The organism is Chloroflexota bacterium (assembly GCA_016875875.1).
Taxonomy (GTDB): Bacteria; Chloroflexota; Dehalococcoidia; order GIF9; family UBA5629; genus 9FT-COMBO-48-23.
This window is the reverse complement of sequence record VGOP01000001.1, coordinates 107,035-127,594: the sequence shown is the minus strand read 5'-3', so window position 1 is coordinate 127,594 and position 20,560 is coordinate 107,035. Positions and strand designations below refer to the sequence as shown.

The following is a 20,560-nucleotide window of genomic DNA, read 5'->3' as shown; positions in this document are numbered from 1 at the left end:
AATAATAAAGAACCAGAAATAATCGAAGCTGGGTATTTCGAAAATATCCAGCTTCTTATTTACGGATTATATACTACGGACTTTGTTTCAGGAGCATACTGGCTGTGCGTAGTGGATTTTTGCAAGTCACCCTACGCGGTTTCGGCTATCTTTTGGTAGTTTTTGACCATCTCCGTTTTTATCATCTTGCGGACCGTTTCTTTCATCTCGGGTGTCTTGATTAAATCAATCATTTGCTGGCTCCACTTCAGGTATCTTTTATCCTCCTGTGGGAAATCGAACATACCGTGTTCTTGATAGTACCTGAAATCAGCGAGGAACGGGAAGCGGGCTCTTGCCCAGATAAAATCTCGGAAAAGCTTGTGCCCGCCGACACCGAGAAATGTGGACGGTCTGATATAGTTCGCTACGGAAAACTGCACGGATTTGGTGGCGAAATTGTGCAGCAAAGCGTCTAGCTGGGATGAATCTCCGCATTCGTCAGTGACAATATCTACAAGATTGGCCTCAGACATTTCAGCCATTGCATCGAGGATTTGCCGCAGGTTGGGAATCTGACTTAAGGGGCCGGAAATGATAAATCCCATCTGTTTTCCCGCTTGAACCGGTATGTGCCCGTTGAAGAAGCTCCTGTCCCAGGACATTTTCGTCCTGGCGGATAGAAACCTGTCCCTAATGGTGCCAGCGTAAATTGTTATATCGGCATTCCTCAGCTTGGTGTTGAAGAAATCAATGAATTCGTCTTTGCCCTGGTAAACGCAGATGTTATCGAATCCACATTCGATGCAGCCCAGACATCCGCCCTTGATGTTTATGTCATACAGATTAACCACCTCGATGTCCTGGCGAAATGAGCCTTTGAATCTCTCGACCATTTTAGCCAGGTTGGATCGGCCATCTTGAACATCTGTTATAACTACAATCTTTTTACCTTTGGTATCTATTTTGCCCTTTGCCTCGCCCGGAACATAGCGGAATTTGCTATAAACCAACGGAGGATGGGCCTTTGCAGTCGGCAGTTTACTCTCAATAGCTTCAAAGAAATTCTTAGCAAAAATCAACAGCCTAGCTCTCATCTGCTCTAGGAATATGTCCTCCATATCGGCGGAGAATGATTCCACAAACCTCATATTCAGGTCATCACAAATGGCACGCATATAGTTGTGAGCCGTGTGGTCGTAGAAATGAACTGAAGTGGTGATAACGGCGGTGTACTTATCCTTAAAAGCCGCCTGTGCTCTTCGCTCCCATATAAGCTCGATGAACTTTTTGTATTGTGAGGGCACAAGGAAAACGTAAAGGGGAAATGCCCACAGGATACCGTCGGAGCTTTCGATATCATCTATAATCTTTGTGAATGTCTCCTCGTTTTTCTCTATCCTGTGAATGTTCTGGGATACATGGAGGATTTTAAATTCATGTTGTGGGAATTTCTTCTGTATAAGTTTTACATACTGCAGGGTAACACTCAGGTCGCCTTTTGGGCTTCCGCTCAAAACTGCTATTTTCATTTTCGCCTCCGTTACGTTTTTATTTAGGTGCTTGCTCTTGGCCAAAATGTGCCAGAAATTCATGGTGAAGTTGATCGCTCGAGGCAATGATTTCCGTGGCTAGAAAGCTCGCTGGTTTGCCTTGCCAATCGGTAACTTCACCGCCGGCTTCTCTAACCAGTAGGAGCCCACTGGCGATGTCCCAAGGAAATAGATAGCGATGAAAGTAGAGGTTAACCCGCCCGCAGGCAACATAGGCTAAACCTAAAGATGAGGAACCCATAGCCCTCAAGCAATGTACTTTGCCCCAGAGTTTGTTGGCCACATTAAGCATCTCTTCGCCTCGCTCGTGGCTGTAGCCAAGGTCAAATCCCACCAGAGAGGTCTGGAGTGAATCTTTTGTGGAAACTCGAACCGCTGAGTCGTTGAGGTAGGCCCCCTGTCCTCTCTCAGCTCTAAAAAGCTCCTTTCTTACGGGGTCATAGGTTATCCCAAGCAGGATATCTTCATCTTCGGCCAGAGCGATGTTGACGCAGAAAAAGGGAATGCCGAAGGTATAGTTGTTGGTACCATCCAATGGATCAACTATCCAAGTATAATCAGTGGTTGGAGCTGAGGGATTGGATTCTTCGGAGAGAATGCTGAAATTTGGGTATTCGCTCTGTAAAAATTTCAATATGAATTTTTCTGACATTATATCGGCGTCGGTAACCAGATTGCCTTTGCTCTTACGCCTTATCTGTCTTTTGGAGCCGAAATGAGATAAAAGAATCTCACCGGCTTCTTTAGCTGTTGTAATAGCTACTTCAAGGGCACTCTTCCCGCTCTGGGCTTGGGGCAAGTTATGCATAGTCAAATCTTCTAAACCGCTCGAGGAAGAAGCCCCATCTTTTCTTTTACTTCGGTCAAGGTCTTTCTGGCGATTACCTGAGCCCGCTTAGCACCGTCAGCAAGGATTTCAGCTACATATTTCGGCTTAGCAGCAAACGAAGCTCTCTTTTCCCGAAAAGCACCCAGCTTTGAGTTTACCCCTTTAGCCAGCAGCTTCTTGCAATCAACACAACCGATGTCTGCGGAACGACACTGCATGGCAATCTCATCCACACGGTCTGGGTTAAAGAAGCCATGAAGACTGAAGACATTGCATACCTCGGGGTGACCTGCATCAGAGCGATATTTCCTGGCCGGGTCAGTAACCGCAGTCATCACCAGCTTCGAAGTCTCCTCCGGCGTAGCCGCCAGCTCAATGTAATTATCATAGCTTTTGCCCATCTTCTGAGCGCCGTTCAATCCCAAAACCATGGGAAAAGAAGTGAGCTTGGCTTGAGGCTCAGGAAAAGTGGGGCCAAAGAGGGAATTGAAGCGGCGAGCAATTTCCCGCGCTAGCTCAAGATGCGGAAGTTGGTCTTCACCCACCGGTACCACTTCAGCCTTGTAAAGCACGATATCTGCCGTCATAAGCACTGGATAGCCCACTAGCCCATAGTTTACATTCTGGGGCTGCATCCGTGCCTTCTCTTTAAAAGTAGGGACACGCAAAAGCCAGCCCAGAGGCGTGACCATGCCAAGCAAGGTATAAAGCTCCATCACTTCAGGAACATGTGATTGTACAAAGAGGATGCTTTTTTGCGGGTCAAGACCAGCAGCTAACCAATCAAGCATCATCTCATGGATATCCTGCTGAAGCCTGTCTGTATTCTCTAATGTCGTCAAAGCATGGATATCCACTATGCAATAAATACAGTCATACTTCTCTTGAAGGACAACATAATTTTGAATTGCGCCGAGATAGTTACCTATATGCTGCCTGCCAGTGGGACGGGCACCAGAAAAAACGCGTTGTTTCATATTCATGAAAGTTTAGCATAATGCATCGCCAGCTACAAACGGAACCTAAGGAGGGTGGAACTTAAAATCCGGGCTACATGCTTTCAGGGGCTGTCATTCCCATTAGATGAAGAGTTCTGGCGAGGATGATTTGTGCTGCCTTGACCAATTTAAGTCTAGCCCAGGTCAGCTCCTGATTTTTGGAAACAACCCGACACTGCTTGTAGAAACTGTGGAAAACAGTGGCTACATCTTGAGCATAGTAAGGCAAATGGTGGGGCTCTAACGTGCTGGCAACTAATTCCAGTATCTCCGGCAGTATGAGCATCCGCCGTATTAAGGTTAACTCCGGCTCAGTGGTAAGCAAGGAAACATCGCCGCGGGCATAATCGATTCCCTTTTCCGTGGCCAACCGAAGGATACTAGCAATGCGAGCATGAGCATATTGAACGTAATAGACCGGATTCTCTGCTGATTGCTTCTTAACTAACTCCAAATCGAAGTCCATCTGGGCATCGGCTGAACGAGACAAAAAGACAAAGCGACAGGCATCCGAACCAACCTCATCTATTATCTCCCTCAAGGTGATAATATCGCCGCTACGCTTGGAGACTCTGATTATTTCCTGCCCACGACGTAATGTAACCAGCTGGCAGATTATGATTTTAAGCCGCTCTATATCTACTCCCAGAGCATTGAGCATAGCCATCATGCGGGAAACATGCCCCTGATGATCTGCCCCCCAGATGTTAATCACGGTATCAAAGTGACGCTCTAAAAACTTGTTAAAATGATACGCAATATCGGAAGCAAAATATGTAGGTGAGCCATCGCTCCGTATCAGCACGTTATCTTTGTCTTCACCAAGCGCAGATGATATAAACCAGGTGGCATTTTCCTTTTCTGCCACATAACCACCTTCTCTTAGTAACTTCATAGCCGTTTCATATTGGCCATTCTTATACAGGCTCTGTTCACTAAACCAGACATCGAACTTCACTCCCAGCAGCTCAAGGTCCTGCCTTATCATGTCCATTACCCTAGCCACTCCGATTGACCCTAGTTCTCGAATGGCCGCGTCTCCGGGCATTGCCACAAAGCGCTTGCCTTCCTTGTTAATAATCTCCCCGGCTAGGTCAACCATATAGTTGCCCATATAACCATCGCTCGGCATCTCAGCATCAACACCAAGACATTGTTGATAACGCGCATAGAGAGAACGATTGAAAGCGTCCAATTGGCTACCTGCATCATTTATGTAATATTCCTTCTCGACAGCATAGCCGGCAGCACTGAGCACATTAGCCAAGGTGCTCCCCAAGACCGCACCCCGACCATGTCCAACATGAAGAGGCCCGGTGGGATTAACGCTAACAAACTCAATCTGAACTGACTTTCCGCCGCCTAGGTCAATATTCCCGTAAAATTCACCAGCATCCAAAATGACACCTACCTGTTTTGTTAGCCAATCGGAGCTGAGATCAAAATTGATAAAGCCCGGCGCGGCGACAACTATTCTGGCGACCTCAGTCAATGGGGGCATAAACTCGATAATCTTTTCAGCGATTGACAGAGGGGCTATATCTGCTGTCCTGGCCAGTTTCAGCGGAAGACTGGAGGCATAATCGCCGTGTTCCGGATTCTGGGAACGTTCCACAATAAACTCAGGCAAGGTTGTAACAGCAAGCACTCCTTCGTGCTGAGCCTGTGTTACAGCTCGCCCTAAAGCTTCAGCCAGTTTGTGTTTGATGACCATTAAACTTAATGACTGTTAGACAATGAGATTCTTTGGCCGCTACACTCAGAGTGAAGAGCAAGATTACGGAACACGGCTAATATATTAGAACTACTACCGTTAACTTTCAAATCAGCTCACCTCACTGCCGGTTTGCCAAACACGGGCTAGTTCCTGAGCCAAGAGATGGTGTTCAGGCACCGTGAGGCCAAAATCCCTCTGAAAAAGAGCGATTGCCTCATTCCGAGCTAACTCCAGAAGTGAGGTGTCAGATATCTTAGCCATACGTAGGTCCGGCAAACCGCTCTGGCGAGTACCAAAGAATTCGCCCGGCCCTCGTAGCTCCAAATCCTTCTCAGCTAAGACAAAACCATTTTGAATCTCTTCTATGGCCTTCAATCTCTCGCTCCCCTCAGGCGAGGGCTTCTCAGCTAAAAGCAAACAGTAACTTTGCTTCTCACCTCGCCCTACACGACCACGAAACTGATGCAACTGCGATAAACCGAAACGGTCGGCCGCCTCCACCAACATAACGGTGGCGTTAGGCACATCAATGCCGACTTCCACGACAGGTGTGGACACCAGAATATCAATGTTGCCATCCCGGAAGCGCTGCATTGCTTTCTCTTTCTCACTGGTTGCCATCCGACCATGGAGTAAGCCAAGCCTTAAGTCAGGAAAAATCTCCTTCGACAACCGCTCATATTCGGCAACTGCTGCTTTAGCCTCGATATTTTCAGATTCTTCAATAAGAGGACAGATTATGAAAGCTTGTTGTCCATCAAGGATTTGCCTGCGGAGAAAGTCATAAGCCCTGCCTCTCTGTTCAGGTCTAAGCCACCTTGTCTTTATCTCCTGCCGGCCTGGAGGTAGTTCATCAATAACCGAAAGGTCCAAGTCACCATAAAGAGTTAACGACAGGGTCCGTGGAATAGGAGTAGCCGTCATCACCAGTATGTGGGGATTAAATCCCTTCTGACGCAACGCCAAGCGTTGCAAAACTCCAAAGCGATGCTGTTCATCAATCACTACCAACCCAAGTTTGGAAAACTCCACTGCCTTCTGAATTAGAGCATGCGTGCCTATAATGATATCTACCTTGCCTTCTTGAATCTGCTGATGTATCGCTACTTTCTCTTTCTCACTCAGGCTTCCAGTCAATAGAGCAGATGTGACAGGATGAGAAAAGAGCCCATGGTAGCAGCGAACATTGTCCTGTTCATCCCCCCCTTTGCTCACCTTAGATAAAAGTTGGCAAACATTGCGAAAGTGCTGCTCAGCTAATATCTCAGTTGGCGCCATGAACGCTCCTTGATAACCATTATCTGCAGCTACCAGCAAAGCCGCCGTAGCCACCACAGTTTTGCCACTACCAACCTCACCCTGAAGAAGACGTGACATAGGCCGTATCTCTTGCAGGTCAGCGAGGATTTCGTGCAGGACTCGCTGCTGCGCTTGGGTTAAAGCGAAAGGCAGAGAACACAGAAATTTATCGAGACTCTCTCTATTTACGATGAAGGCATTACCCGGTTGACTTTCCTGCCATTCCCGTTTTTTGCCGAGCACACCCAATTGAAGAAGGAAAAGCTCATCGAAAGCCAGACGCCTTCTTGCCTCGGCCTTCACTAAATAGCTATCTGGATAGTGCGCTTGGATAATAGCTTGGGGCAAATCTAGGAGCCGACAGCTATTTTTAATCTCCTGTGGCAAAAAATCGGTCACCAGCCATGCCCAATCATCAATGACCTTTTTTACCAGATTCCTCACCTGCCTGGGATATAGCCCTCGGGTCAAGGGATAAACAGGCACCAGACGACCGGTATGAATTAACTCTTTATCCTCAACCAGTTCCCATTCTGGTGATTCAAATACTTTGTTACCCTTAAACTCAGATACCCTGCCACTGAGCACCAATTGAGCATTAGTGCGGAAGTTCTTAGCCAAAAAAGGTTGATTAAACCAGACTGCCCTCATATTACCCGTCTCATCACCGACGATGACTTCAGTACCTTGTTGAGGACCTAGTCTAGCTATGCGAGCCTCCCATATCGTAGCCAAAATAGTCTGTTCCTCATCCACCTCAAGCTCAGCAATAGATTTCCTCTGGCTATAATCGAGATGGCGCCTGGGGAAAAAGTAAAGTAAGTCGCGAATTGTATGCACCCCCAGCTTGTCCAGCTTGCTAGCTAAACTAGCAGCAATCCCCTTGGCAGTAGTTACCGGCGAGTCTAAGTCTTTGGGGCGCTTCGGTGAAGGAGCTACATGACCAGCCGATGGCCGACTTACTACCTTAGAACGGGCTGGACTCTTTTTTGCCGACATTTTTTTCGCTAACGCTTCCGCTTGAGCCAGCCAATCGAGGACATCTTTTATCCACGCTTTGCGCTTATCTGCATCCCACCTAGCATAGTCAGAATCAGTCAACTGAAGTTCAGTGAAACGAGCCAGAAGTTCAGGAGAATTTATACCGTCTCTAGTTTCTCTAGCCCATTTACGGAGGTACTTGTCGAGCCCGCCGAGAACCGTGGTATTAGCATAATTCTTCTGGCATTCCATTTGGAGGATAGTGCGCAGCGGCTCGACATTTATGCGTGAAGGGATTGTCACTGGCCCTAACCTTCTGCAAGTGCCACCAGTAGAACACCAGGCCTAGCATGGCCTCCCAATATCGGCCCAATCCTGAGCAATCTATGACATAGTTTAAGCACTAAGGTGCATCGCTGCTGAGCCAGTTCTGGAATCACGCCAGTCTCAGTAGCAGTTACAATCTTGACCATAGCCACAACACTCCCAGAAGTATCATTCCAGAGAAACTATGTAGCGGTAATGGGGTTGCCCGCCAGATACCATCTCCACCTGCTTTTCAGGATAATTATCACGGATTTTTTGAATCACCTGTTCTGCCTGAGTTGCTTCAACGTCGGTGCCATAATACACAGTCACCACCTCCGCTGATTCAATGCCTGCCTTATCAAGAGCTTCAAAGAGAACCTCAGTTATATTATCACCGGCAGCAACTAGATTTTCATCATCCACGATGGCAATCGTCTGCCCTTTCTTTATCTTCAAGCCCTGTAACTTAGTACTGCGTGCTGCCTCGGTGATTTCCACAGTTTTCACCGTGGCTATTGCCTCCACCATAGCCTGAACGTTTTCTTCCATGCCCCCTTCATAGTTGAACGCAATGAGGGCTGCTATTCCTTGAGGCACAGTCTTCGTTGGTACCACAGACACTTCTTTGGACGTGAGCGATTGGATTTGAGAAGCAGCCAAGATAATATTTTTATTATTGGGCAACAGAATCACCTTTTGAGACGTCACCGCCTCAACTGCCTGGAGTATCTCCTGTACGCTGGGATTCATTGTCTGTCCACCTAGGACTATCGCCGCCGCTCCTAGACTATGGAAGACCCCTATCATCCCGCTTCCAGCGGCAACAGCTACCACGCCGATTTCCAAACTTGGCAATTTTCCCTTCTGCATCTCAATAAAGCCGACATGCTGATCATCCATATTCTGAATCTGTAACTGATGCAAAGTGCCTAAGGAAGAAGCATACCGTATAATACTGCCAGGATCATAGGTATGAATGTGAACCCTAACCATAGTCTCATCGCCAACAACGACAATAGACTGACCCTTGATTTCCAGCTTCTTTCTGATTTTGTCAGGATTAAGTTTATGGCCTTCGAGCAAGAAGTTTGTACAATATCCATAGGGCTCTTCTGCTTCAGCCACATATGGAGCTGCCTTGGTGGCGCCCACAGGTAACTCAGCAGCAACCATTTGCGGTCGCCGGTATCTCATTTCTTCAACCTTTCCTTCTAAATAGCGAAGTGCGCCTTCCAGCAACACATATACACCTTGACCTCCTGCATCTACCACCTCAGCCTCACGCAGCACATCTAACAAAAGAGGTGTCCTAGCCACTGAATCCCTAGCCGCATCAACAGCAGCTTCTGTTACCCTGGTCAAGTTATCTGAATCGGTCCGTGCAGCTTCCTCAGCGGCTTTAGATGCGTCCTTCAACACTGTCAACATGGTTCCTTCTACCGGCTGCGATAGCCCTCTATAAGCAGTGCGCGATGCCTCACTTAACGCCATCGCCCAATCACTCCCAGTAATATACTCTTTCTCATCAAGTCCCTTGGCTAATCCACGGAAGAACTGAGACAGGATCACACCTGAATTTCCTCGAGCGCCCATTAAGGCGCCTTGAGCCATTGCCTTTGCCACGGCAGAGACACTGTCACCAAAAGCTCGGTCAGCTTCTTCCATGACCGAGCGCAGAGTAAGAAACATGTTCGTCCCGGTATCGCCATCAGGCACAGGAAAAACGTTTATGGCATTGATGTCTGGAACGCTTTTCTCCAGCCATCTGCTTCCAGCGGCAAACATATCCCTAAACTCCTGACCGCCACAGGAATGGAGCTGCTTCATTTTTTCTCCTTTGTATAATCTGGAAATTGTGGTATAATTTTACTCCTGTTGTCAAGACCCGCTTGTGCAGCATACATGCTTGTCAACTTGAGCAGTTACGAATGGTCTCTAGATTCTTCACCTTGCCCAGAATGGCGGGCAGTATAATTAAATAGTCTCATTCGCGCAAAAGGAGTTAATAATTTGGCTACAAAATGCGACATCTGTGGCAAAACAGTACACTTTGGCCATAGGGTAAGCCACTCGAAGCAGCACACCAGACGGCGCTGGCTGCCTAATATTCAGCCAACTACGATTTTGCTTGATGGGAAACCAAAACGGCTTAATCTGTGTACCCGCTGTCTTCGCAGTCAACATAAATTAGCCCACTAAACCAAGCGCCCTCCTCATCTCCTGCAACGACTTCCCAGCGCCTTGCTTAAAACCAAAAATCGCAGCTCCGGCAACCAGAACCTCAGCTCCTGCTTCAACTACCTCCGGCGCTATACCAGCAGTGATACCACCATCTACCTCCAGCTCCGCCTTGGCTTGCCTGTCATCCAGTATTCTCCGCAGCCGGGCTATCTTATCCATCATACTATTAATGAAAGCCTGGCCGCCAAAGCCAGGATTGACAGTCATAACCAATACCAAGTCAAGCAAAGGAAGCACTTCATCTAACGAGTCCAGTGGGGTGGCAGGATTCAAAGCCACTCCAGTTTTGACTCCCAAGCCTTTTATCGCCTCAATTAGGCGGTGCAAATGTGTACAAGCCTCAACGTGGACTGTGATAATATTGGCGCCAGCTTCAGCAAACTGTGAGATATGGTCCTCTGGTCGTTCAATCATCAAATGTACGTCTAAGGGGAGGTCAGTCCAAGAGCGGAGTGAAGCTACCACAGGAGCACCAATGGTTATATTAGGCACGAAATGCCCATCCATCACATCAACGTGAATATAGTCAGCGCCAGCTTTGGCTACCTCGGCAACTTGTTCACCAAGACGGCTGAAATCAGCCGAAAGAATTGACGGCGCCAGCTTAATTCGCCTATTTTTCATTACTCTCCCCGACAAGCTTTCTAGCCCGCGTCAAGGCAGCTACCACTTGCTTTGGAGCAGTGCCACTGGTGGCATTCTGAGCTGCGACTACTGAGGTTTCCACTGTGATATCATACACATCCTCGGCGAAAAGAAATGAGAAGTTACTATATTCGTCCAAACTTAGCTCTCGGAGGCTTCTATCTTGCCGATAGTATATTGTACTAACTTACCTACAGCGCTGTCTAACCTGCCTACACTGCTATGTGTCTAGTGAAAGGGCAATCCCTTTCTCACCAGATAATCAGCCAGGTGAACACTTCCAACAATGACAGATCCCCAGCACTTGAGTCTTTTTAGTCCTCTCCTAGTTATACACTAATCCTCGCCGCTTTGCACGTCGGCCTGGACTGTTGTCGCTCCCAGATAGGGGATAAGGCCGGGCGAAGCGCCCTGGTCTAAGACATCGCCTTTATCATGAGTAGCCAGACCGTAGCCGTAGAGCGAGACGGAGATTTTCTGCCCACGAACAAGCAATCATCTCTAAATTGTCCGAGTACGAACCAGCATGCTATACTTGGGCTCTGACACTAAATCTCGCTACGGAAGCGTTAACAGAAGAACGGGAAGAGTTACTACTACTATAGGGTCACACCAATGCATGATTTAGTATTCCTTGAGAGAGACCCATTCTCACCTATCCGCTACATTTATCGGGTAAGCGGCATACTGTACTGTGGAAAAAGCAAATATCAAGAAATACAGGTATTTGAGAGTCCAGATTTTGGGAAGATGCTGGTTCTGGATGGTGTGGTTCAACTGACAGAAAGAGACGAATTCTTCTACCATGAGATGCTGGCACATGTGATACTTCATGCGCATCCCAATCCCAGAACCGTTCTGATCATTGGAGGGGGAGACGGAGGGACTTTGCGAGAGGTGCTTAAGCACAACTCAGTGGAGAGAGTGCAACTGGTCGAGATAGACAGACAAGTGATTGAAACTTCCAAGCGTTTCTTCCACGAGCTTGCCGGAGGCTTTTCAGACCCACGTGTACATGTGAAATGCACGGATGGCACGCGTTATGTTAGGCAGGCAAGAGGCCCTTTTGACGTAGTCATAGTCGATTCCACTGACCCAGTGGGATACGGCAAGCGCCTGTTTATCGACCAGTTTTTCGCTGATATATTGTCCATACTGAACGAGACGGGTATGTTTGTAATTCAGACGGAATCGCTTCACTTTCATCGTAAGTTCGTGGCCGACGTGCAGATTAGACTCGGCAGACTGTTTAAGATTGTGGAGCTTTATTGTGTTTCACTGGCGACCTACCCAGGCAACTGGTGGACATTCTCTATTGCATCGACCAAGTATCCGGTAGCTGCCCAAAACAGGAAACAAGAAGTCATCACTAAGTATTATGATGAGGAGATACACAAGAAAGCTTTTGTGCCAAGTAGCCTGCGCAGGAAACTACTCGACTGTAACCTGGATTGGTAATTGGAATCAGGAGCAGCCAGGTATTCAAATATGGGGGATGGTACACCCCCTAAATTTTTTAAGAAAAACAGCCCAAAAGGTATTGACAGGGCATATGTAAGGTGCTACGATTTTTTTCGTTGTAGAACCATCCTGGAGCCAGACGGCCTTTATTCGATGGGGCTACACGCTGCCAGTGATGTCCTGTCGCACAAGGAGATTGTGGCGGTTGAAGGTGAGTTATTATCTCTCCATGACACCAAATGAGATTACAAAAGACGAGCTCCACGTGGAGCTCGTCGATATTTTTCGGGAAGACTGAGGTAGAAGGAGGAAGGAGGTGATATATGGGACACTATCACAATCAGGGAAACATCTCAACGCAGGATTTAGAAGTCTCGCTAGCTTGAGACTACAAAGAGGTCGGCTTTGGTAAAATCGAATTTATAGGAGGTAAAAAGTATGGAAATATTGCAAGATGTCTTAGCAGCAGTTTTTACCCTTGGTGATACCTTGGGTGAAGGATTGGTAGCCCTGACCCTTGGTTTTGCCGCTAAGGCAACCGGAATTGGTTTTCTGGTGGGTGCCTTATTCATGCTTATCTACGGCTCAATAGTCCCGGTCTCCTTCCAGGTAGAAGGTTTGACGGTGGTTTCCCGCCGGGCCAAAGGTGACTGGCGATCTATGTGCTATGCGGTCATGCTAGCTGGCCTAGTTGGCGCCCTGCTAGGGTTCATTGGCGTCTTTACCGCCATTGCTAATTTTATTGGCGGGGGAATCCAAAGTGGCATGATGACAGGAGCTGGCTTAATCTTGGCAATTGTAGCCATCGATATTTTAAGAGGAAATTGGAAAATCGGGCTGACTTCGGCAGTGGTGGCCTATATCCTGTTCATCTTTATTCCCAGCCCTGATTGGGGGTTAATTATTGCCTTGGTTGGCAGTGTCTTAGCCGGCGTCATTGCTGGCAGAATCCTCAAGGTTTACGAGCCAGTCGTCTCTAATCCAGAGATTGAGAAGGTGAGACTGGTGCCGCGATCCTGGCGGGACCTCAAACTCTTCGGAAACACCAACGTCGTACGAGCCGCTCTTGCTATATTGGCACTGCGTACTGGTACTAGCATAGCCTATAGCGGTGTAGATGCTGGTTTAGCTGGTGCAACCTTTAATGCTGACCATGTCAACATTGCCTCTGGTTTAGGTGGCTTCTTCAGTGCCCTATTTGGCGGCGCCAATGTTGAGCCAATTATAAGCGCCACTGCCGCCGCTCCTCATCCAATGTGGTCAGGGATATTAATGATGGTGCTAACAGCAGCAATACTCCTTTTTGGCCTGCTTCCTCGCTGGGGGAGATATGTTCCGGCACAGGCAATATGTGGCTTCTTACTAGTCCTAGGACCGATGATAGTAATCCCGAGTAATATAGAAGGCATATTAGCTGATCCAGTGCCAAGTGCCGTTGCCGCTGGTGTTACCGCTGCCACTATAGACCCATTCCTGGGTATGGTCGTAGGCATAATAGTGCGGGCACTAATGGGAATATTTGGCGGTTAAGTTAAGGGGGTGATTGAATGGTCAAAATGATTGAAGGCAGAGCGGCTATTGTGGTAATTGACGTGCAATACGATTTTCTGCCTGGGGGTGCGGTACCAGCAGTAGATGGCTGTGAAATAGTACCGAGAATAAACCGCCTAATTGAGGCTGGTCGCAAGGCTGGTATTCCAGTAATCTTTACTCAGGAATTCCACCGAAAGGACAAGGTTGACTTCGGCCGGGAGCTTGATGGCGCTGAAGCATATCATTGTCTTGAGGGCACCCAGGGGGTTGAGATCGTCAAGGACTTAAAAGTAGCGGCAAACGACTATGTAATCAAGAAGCCAAGATATGATATCTTCTTAGGTACCGGTATGGAGTATCTGCTGAATGGCTTAGGTATAAAACCTGGCGATACTCTTATTCTGGTTGGGCTGGTTACCAACGTTTGCGTCCATTACTCTACAGCATCAGCACACCAGCGTGACTACCGTGTCCGTGTAATTGAGGAATGCTGTGCTGGGACTAGCGTTGAGGAACATAACGCCTCCATGACAGCTATGGAGTACCTGCAGGCTGGTGCTAGAGTTAAGTTGGAGGACGTGCTAGGGGCAATAGCCAAATATAAAACATAACATAAAAGGAGTGCTACTTTAGTTTCACAGCGACCATGTTAAAAAACCCCAGGCAATGCCTGGGGTTTTTCTTTCGTGGTATTTCTGACAAGCACCGCCTTATCCAGTTTCATATAAGGATTAGTATTTACCCCTCTAAGAGCTCCATCTGTATCTGGTCCCCATAGTCATCATGGCTTAGCAGCGAGAACTACAGAATTTTGCTTCAACTGGCACACCCTGTTTTGGGGAATTATTGAGACGTGAACAGCCCAATTTTAAGAATTTTTTGGGAAAAACAGCCTAAAAACCATTGACAATTCATAGATGAGGTGCTACGATTTCCCCATCCAATTTTATACAGGGACTATCCTGGAGCTAGGCGGCCCTTGATTCGAAAGGACGAGATGCTAGATGCTTGCTACCAGCGGTGTCCTGAGGAACAAGGAGGGGTAGTTCACTCAAGGTGAGCCTTTATCTCGCCAAGTGTGAGTGTAAACGAAAGACGAGCTCCGTTTGGAGCTCGTTATTTTTTTAGGGAAACTAAAGTAGAAGGAGAGAGGTGACCATGAGAAAAAAGAACGTAATCATTATCGGGTCTGCGGGAAGAGATTTTCACAACTTTAACGCGTATTTCAAGGATAAAGACGAGTACAACGCGGTCGGGTTCACCGGCTCGCAACAAGTCCCCGGCATCTCTGGGAGAAAATATCCGGCCGAGCTGGCGGGTAATCTATATCCGAAGGGAATTCCAATATACTCAGAGGAGGAATTGCCGCGGCTTATAAAAGACTTAAAGGTTGATTACTGTGTCTTTTCCTACAGCGATGTTACTTACCAGCACGTAATGGGTATCGGGGCAATTGTGGAAGCAGCCGGTGCCAACTACATGATGCTTGGCCCCAATGACACCATGCTAAAAAGCAAGAAACCCGTCATCGCGGTGGGTGCAGTGAGAACAGGCGCCGGCAAAAGTCAGACCGCGAGGAGAATTGTCGGTATCCTCACGGAATGGGGGCTTAAAGTCGTTGCCGTGCGCCACCCCATGCCCTATGGGGACTTAATTGCCCAGAGAGTGCAGCGCTTTGCTGAGCTCAATGACTTAGAGAAACATAAATGCTCCATCGAGGAGATGGAAGAGTACGAGCCACACTGCGTCCGAGGAAACGTTATCTACGCAGGCGTAGACTACGCCGCCATTTTGAAGGCAGCGGAAGAAGACCCGAAAGGCTGCGATGTAATCCTCTGGGACGGGGGAAACAACGACTTCCCCTTCTTCAAGCCCGACCTGATGGTCACTGTGGCCGACCCTCATCGGCCAGGCCACGAACTCTGCTATTATCCCGGAGAAATCAACCTGCGAATCGCCGATGTGGTGGTCATCAATAAGATCGACACTGCTGCCCAGGAGAACATCCAGAAGGTACGAGACAATATCGCCAGGGTAAATCCGGATGCAACAGTAGTTGACGCCGCCTCTCCGATCCTGGTTGATAATCCGGATGTAATCAAGGGCAAGAGGGTGCTTGTCATAGAAGACGGCCCGACATTAACGCACGGAGAGATGAGCTACGGCTCGGGCGTTGTGGCCGCTCAACGGTACGGTGCCAGAGAGCTGGTAGACCCCAGGCCTTACACGGTGGGAACAATTACCGAAACCTTCAAACACTACCCGCATATCGGACCACTATTGCCGGCGATGGGGTACGGCAAAGAGCAGCTAAAAGAGCTGGGCACAACTATCAACAAGACCGATTGTGATGCGGTAGTTGTAGCAACACCCATCAACTTGAGCAGGATTATTGATATCAAGAAGCCAAATACAAGGGCCTACTACGAGCTGCAGGAAATTGGAAGGCCGAACCTAGGCGACATACTATCTGAATTCGGAAAGAGGCATAAGCTTCCCATGAAAATAAAAGCGAACTCTTCCGGAAGGACATAAAGATTATGGCATGGTCGAAGGGCGTGTCATCTGCTCCCATCTGCTATCCTGGCCGATTCTCGTTTGCCTGTCCCATACGCCCTCCGTTGAGAATGCGAAAAATGAATAAAAAGCTAATCTACTATGCGTGACAGGAGGTGGTGTCTTATGAGAGACTGAGATTGTCAAAAAGGTTATGGGATGGCTTAGATTAACGAAAGTGAAGAAGCCAAGAATAATGATGAGAGGAGACGATTAAAATGGCGAAGATTGTCAATTGCTGGAACGAATGGGATCCGCTGAAGCACGTGGTTATCGGGAGACCAGAGGGCACAAATGTGCCGGCTCCGGAACCGGCCTGGTGGTACGACCTTCCCAAAGGCGGCTATCCACTTGGGTCGTATGGACCATTCCCCCAGGAGATGGTGGATGCAGCCAACGAGCAGATGAACTACTTCATCAAGACACTTGAGAAGCGTGGCATTAAGGTCGACCGGCCGACAATTCACCCCTGTATGTTTAATGTACCGGTCTCGACGCCGGACTGGACGCAGTTGAACTGCCACGGCGTCAACAACGTCCGGGACGTTTTTCTGGTTCATGGCAACTATATCATCGAAGCCACGACCTGCCGCCGCTCCCGATACTATGAGTACCTGAACATGCGTCCGCTTTTTGTGGAATGGTTCAAGAAGGACCCCGATGTAGTTCATTTTGGCGCACCCAAACCACGGCTCACGGATAAGTCATATGTCAAGAACTATTACTACGATTACAACAACGTTTGGACGGATGCCCAGAAGACGAAGCGGCTCCATAATTGGGAGTTCCAGCTCACTGAGGAGGAACCTCTTTGGGATGCTGCCGATGCCTGGCGATGCGGTAAAGACATTTTCCATCAAGCTTCCTGTGTGACAAACAGAGGGGGAATGGACTGGTTGAAGCGCACATTTGCTCGGCTGGAACCTGGCATTCGAGTTCACGAGGTGCAGTTCGACACCCCGACAGACCCTAAAAAACCGAACAACTTCCATCCGTGGCATATTGATGTGAACATAGCAGTTCCACGACCAGGGCTATGTGTGTACAATGCAGATTGGAAGCCACGCACTCCCGAGTTCTGGGAGCTATTCAAGAAAAATGACTGGGAGCTGATTCCTGCGGCGAGGCCGACCTATGTACACAAAAACCTGGTTTACCTCACTGATCTGTATGAGTCCAAGTCCTGGATCTCGGTAAACACCTTTAGTATCGCTCCGAATGTGATGTGTGTCGAAGCTCACGAGACGGCCTTCATCGAGCAACTAACCAAACTCGGTGTCGAGGTAATTCCGATTCCGTACGAAAAAGTAATCCCCTTCGGAGGTGCGTTGCACTGCACCACATTGGATATTTATCGAGAGGGGAAGTGCGAGGACTACTTCCCGAAACAGGTCAAGGGCTATTAAATAATCCGATTGATGATGCGGATCCCTCGTTTAAAGTTTGAGGATGTGTCAGCATTTTTTGAATAAAAAATCAAAGGAGGAAGTGTATGACTAGTATTCAGCTTGGTCTCATTATACTTTTGGGACTTTATTTCGTCGTCGGCGTAGGCACCTATTTCCTGGTCCAGCGGAGTGGCAGGCGCTTCATCATAGCTGGTAAGCGGCTGCCTTTTTTCGTGATAGGAACCATGCTGTTCGCCCAGGCACTTGATGCCAACTCCACAATGGGGGCTGCAACAGGCGCCTACACAGTCAATTTTTGGTTTGGGTTCTCATTTCCGCTGGGGCTCGCTATATGCCTTGTTGTCACCGGGCTATGGTTTGCCAAACCCCTGAACCGGATGAACATGATCACATTGGCTGATTTCTACTACAGGAGGTATAACAAACCAGTAGAAGTCATCGTTTCGCTTCTCATGGCCTTCAGTTTTATCATCCTGGTCGCGGGCAATATGGCCGGTGCTGCCTGGATAATGACCTATATTTTTGAGATACCTTATATCACAGCACTCGCCATAATGAGTGTCCTTGTCTTGGCATACACATTTAGCGGTGGGCTTTTCTCGTGTGCTGCCACTGATATGGTTCAGGAATATCCCGCCATCATAGCTTTCAGTGTAGGTGCTGTCTGGCTGGTGGTTGCTGCTGGTGGTTGGGACTCCTTTGCTGCCGCAATCCCGCCTGGCTTCTTCGACTGGACTGGATTGACATCAACGGCAAATCTTTCACTCGTGACATGGGCAAATCTTCTAGCACTGGGTCTTGGTGATATTGTCGCCCTTGACTTTATGGAAAGGGTCTTTGCCGCCAAGGACCCTGAAACAGCTCAAAAAGGCTGCTATTATGGGGCGGCCTTTACGCTCATAGCAGGACTGGCCGCCACATCCATCGGCCTGATGGCCTTCAAGCTCCTTCCGGCGGCGGACATTGTGGATCCCAGAACAATTTTACCAATGGTGGCAGTAACCAGTCTCCCCTTGCTTCTGGGACTATTCGTTCTGGTGGGTCCTCTTGCTGCTGGGCTATCCACGGCTAACGGTGGTGGATTAGCCATATCAGCAGTATTTAGCAGGAATATATTCCACAGGAACATTCTACAACCGTATCTGGCCAGGAAAGCTAGGGTAACAGGAAAGCCTATTAAAAAGGAAGACTGGCATGTTTGGGACCAAAGGCTTCTTTGGTGGGCTCGTTTCGTACTCATACCGGTATTCGCAGTTGCGGGTTGGTTGGCATATGTAAAACCTGAGCCAGGAATTATGCTGGTACTTGCCTTCGATGTGGTCTTTGCCGGCTGCCTTGTTCCGCTGGTACTGGGCATATACTGGAAAAAGGCAAATGCGTGGGGGGCTCTGTCAGCAGTCATTGTCGGCTCCATCCTTCGATTGATCCTGTATATTAAAATTCCACCGGACTTAGCCGGTTTGGATACGATGATTCCACCGGTTGTTTCTCTCGTTGTGATGGTAGTAGTGTGCCTGCTAACTCAGAAGCAAGACCCGCCAAAGCACAAGGTAATCTCTGAGGTACCCAGCGACGAAGACGTGGCTCGGGCTATCAGGTAGTAGTCCATTTTGCTGCGATAGAGAGGTTCCCCCATGTATTGGGGGAACCTCATTTCAACTCGGTTCAAGAATTTGCCAAAATCGGGAAAATACAAGGGAGAAGACCCAAGCCGATAAGGCCGAAGACGGGGAATCAAGGAAGGTGGAGAGGTAGAGGAGACCCTTACTACTGGAAGTGTACTGCTCTCCGATGCAGTGCTCTCAACCAGAAGCCATGAGCTTATTGATGCATAAATTGATACAGTGATTCAACTGCCTGATTATTAGAAAGGAAACGGACTGTGGACAAAAACATGACTAAGACTAAGACCTTCGTCATTGCTCTGGGTGGCAATTCCATCCTGAGGGCAAAGCAGAAGGGAACTGCCGAAGAGCAGTATGAGAATCTGCAGCCCACCGCTGAACAGTTGCTGGGTCTGCTAGCGAGCGGCAACCGGATTGTCATTACCCACGGCAACGGACCGCAGGTGGGCAACCTGTTCCTCGCCATGGAAACGGCCAAAGATGTGGTCCCCCCTCTGCCTCTGGACATCTGCGGAGCAGCTACAGAAGGCCTTATGGGCTATATGATTCAAAATACTCTGGCTAATCATCTGAGGCAAATCGAGGCACCACATAATATCACCACTGTGGTAACTCAGGTGATAGTTGACAGGAATGACCCTGCTTTTAAGAATCCCTCCAAACCCATAGGGCCCTTCTATGATGTAGGTGAAGCGGAGCGGCTACAAAAAGCAAAGGGCTGGGACATTATTGAAGACAGTGGCCGTGGTTACCGACGCGTAGTCCCGTCACCAATACCGGTAAACATCCAGCAAGCCAGGATTATAAAGGCCATGCTGGACGCCGGTGAGATAGTGGTTGCCGTCGGCGGAGGCGGTATACCCGTGGTCAGGGAGGAGAACCGCAATTTGTGCGGTGTTGAGGCGGTAATTGATAAGGACTACGCCTCAGCCCGCTTAGCTATCGAGATAGATGCTGATGTCCTGTTTATTCTTACTGCTGTGGAATATGTCTATCGAGACTTCGCTACACCGCGTCAGCAGGCACTGGAAGATCTAAGCGTGGCGGAAGCGAAGAAACTTCTGGACGAAGGACACTTCGGCAAAGGAAGCATGGAACCTAAGATTCGGGCAGCGATAATGTTCCTGGAAGAAACAGACCCGTCGCGTGAACGAGAGGCGATAATAACCCTCCCCGAAACTGCGGTAAGAGCTCTTGAGGGCAAGACCGGCACCCGGATTTTGAGATAGATGGCGGGAATCAGGCATAAATATTGAACTGGCAATTTCTCGGCTTGAGCTAAACTAAAACGTTCTGCAAGACTTCAAGCGACGTTTGTTCTCTGGGATATTGGCGACTAAAACTTCGGTAATGAGCACCATCACTGCTAAACTGGCTGCGTGGGTTTTGCCATTCTCGACCTCCTGAGACAGATTATAAATTATC

15 protein-coding genes are annotated in these 20,560 nt (G+C 48.4%); 8 read left to right on the top strand and 7 right to left on the bottom strand.

Features of this window, described 5'->3' with window-relative positions:
- Positions 1 to 131: 131 nt before the first annotated feature.
- From FJ023_00570 to FJ023_00545, 6 genes are all read right to left on the bottom strand, one after another.
- Positions 132 to 1,574, bottom strand: a complete 1,443-nt coding sequence (locus tag FJ023_00570) for a hypothetical protein (protein ID MBM4445840.1) — start codon at positions 1,572 to 1,574, stop codon at positions 132 to 134.
- Entirely contained in the window at positions 1,531 to 2,340 is an 810-nt protein-coding gene (locus FJ023_00565) for an inositol monophosphatase (protein ID MBM4445839.1), read from the bottom strand. The genes FJ023_00570 and FJ023_00565 overlap by 44 nt, the downstream gene beginning before the upstream one ends.
- An 11-nt stretch (positions 2,341 to 2,351) precedes the next feature.
- Positions 2,352 to 3,344, bottom strand: coding sequence for a tryptophan--tRNA ligase (gene trpS, locus FJ023_00560; protein ID MBM4445838.1), 993 nt, complete (start codon positions 3,342 to 3,344; stop codon positions 2,352 to 2,354).
- Positions 3,345 to 3,411: 67 nt separating this feature from the next.
- On the bottom strand, positions 3,412 to 5,073 hold the full coding sequence (locus tag FJ023_00555) for an arginine--tRNA ligase (protein MBM4445837.1): 1,662 nt from the start codon (positions 5,071 to 5,073) through the stop codon (positions 3,412 to 3,414).
- 111 nt (positions 5,074 to 5,184) lie between these two features.
- Complete coding sequence (recG, locus tag FJ023_00550; GenBank protein MBM4445836.1) at positions 5,185 to 7,653, bottom strand: ATP-dependent DNA helicase RecG; 2,469 nt, start codon at positions 7,651 to 7,653, stop codon at positions 5,185 to 5,187.
- Positions 7,654 to 7,851: 198 nt separating this feature from the next.
- Positions 7,852 to 9,492, bottom strand: a complete 1,641-nt coding sequence (locus FJ023_00545) for a DAK2 domain-containing protein (protein ID MBM4445835.1) — start codon at positions 9,490 to 9,492, stop codon at positions 7,852 to 7,854.
- A gap of 183 nt (positions 9,493 to 9,675) precedes the next feature.
- Between FJ023_00545 and rpmB the strand changes: the two genes are divergently transcribed.
- A complete protein-coding gene (gene rpmB, locus FJ023_00540) occupies positions 9,676 to 9,864 on the top strand; it encodes a 50S ribosomal protein L28 (GenBank protein ID MBM4445834.1) in 189 nt (62 codons plus the stop codon).
- Here the strand turns inward: rpmB and FJ023_00535 are convergent.
- A complete protein-coding gene (locus FJ023_00535; protein ID MBM4445833.1) occupies positions 9,853 to 10,530 on the bottom strand; it encodes a ribulose-phosphate 3-epimerase in 678 nt (225 codons plus the stop codon). The two genes, rpmB and FJ023_00535, sit on opposite strands and share 12 nt — an antisense overlap.
- A gap of 636 nt (positions 10,531 to 11,166) precedes the next feature.
- On the opposite strand from FJ023_00535, the gene speE reads away from it, so the two are divergent.
- The 7 genes from speE to arcC all read left to right on the top strand — a co-directional run bounded on the left by speE (position 11,167) and on the right by arcC (position 20,364).
- Positions 11,167 to 12,009 carry a polyamine aminopropyltransferase gene (speE, locus tag FJ023_00530; protein MBM4445832.1) on the top strand — a complete coding sequence of 281 codons (843 nt, stop codon included), beginning with the start codon at positions 11,167 to 11,169 and terminating at the stop codon, positions 12,007 to 12,009.
- 441 nt (positions 12,010 to 12,450) lie between these two features.
- On the top strand, positions 12,451 to 13,542 hold the full coding sequence (locus FJ023_00525) for an NCS2 family permease (GenBank protein ID MBM4445831.1): 1,092 nt from the start codon (positions 12,451 to 12,453) through the stop codon (positions 13,540 to 13,542).
- Positions 13,543 to 13,559: 17 nt separating this feature from the next.
- Entirely contained in the window at positions 13,560 to 14,156 is a 597-nt protein-coding gene (locus tag FJ023_00520; GenBank protein ID MBM4445830.1) for a cysteine hydrolase, read from the top strand.
- A 547-nt stretch (positions 14,157 to 14,703) separates the two neighbouring features.
- Positions 14,704 to 16,080, top strand: coding sequence for a GTPase (locus FJ023_00515; protein MBM4445829.1), 1,377 nt, complete (start codon positions 14,704 to 14,706; stop codon positions 16,078 to 16,080).
- A gap of 239 nt (positions 16,081 to 16,319) precedes the next feature.
- Positions 16,320 to 17,507 (top strand): serine/threonine protein kinase, encoded by a 1,188-nt coding sequence (locus FJ023_00510; protein ID MBM4445828.1) that lies wholly within the window; start codon positions 16,320 to 16,322, stop codon positions 17,505 to 17,507.
- Positions 17,508 to 17,593: 86 nt separating this feature from the next.
- On the top strand, positions 17,594 to 19,111 hold the full coding sequence (locus tag FJ023_00505; protein MBM4445827.1) for a hypothetical protein: 1,518 nt from the start codon (positions 17,594 to 17,596) through the stop codon (positions 19,109 to 19,111).
- Between the two features lie 293 nt (positions 19,112 to 19,404).
- Positions 19,405 to 20,364 (top strand): carbamate kinase, encoded by a 960-nt coding sequence (arcC, locus tag FJ023_00500; protein MBM4445826.1) that lies wholly within the window; start codon positions 19,405 to 19,407, stop codon positions 20,362 to 20,364.
- Positions 20,365 to 20,560: the final 196 nt, after the last annotated feature.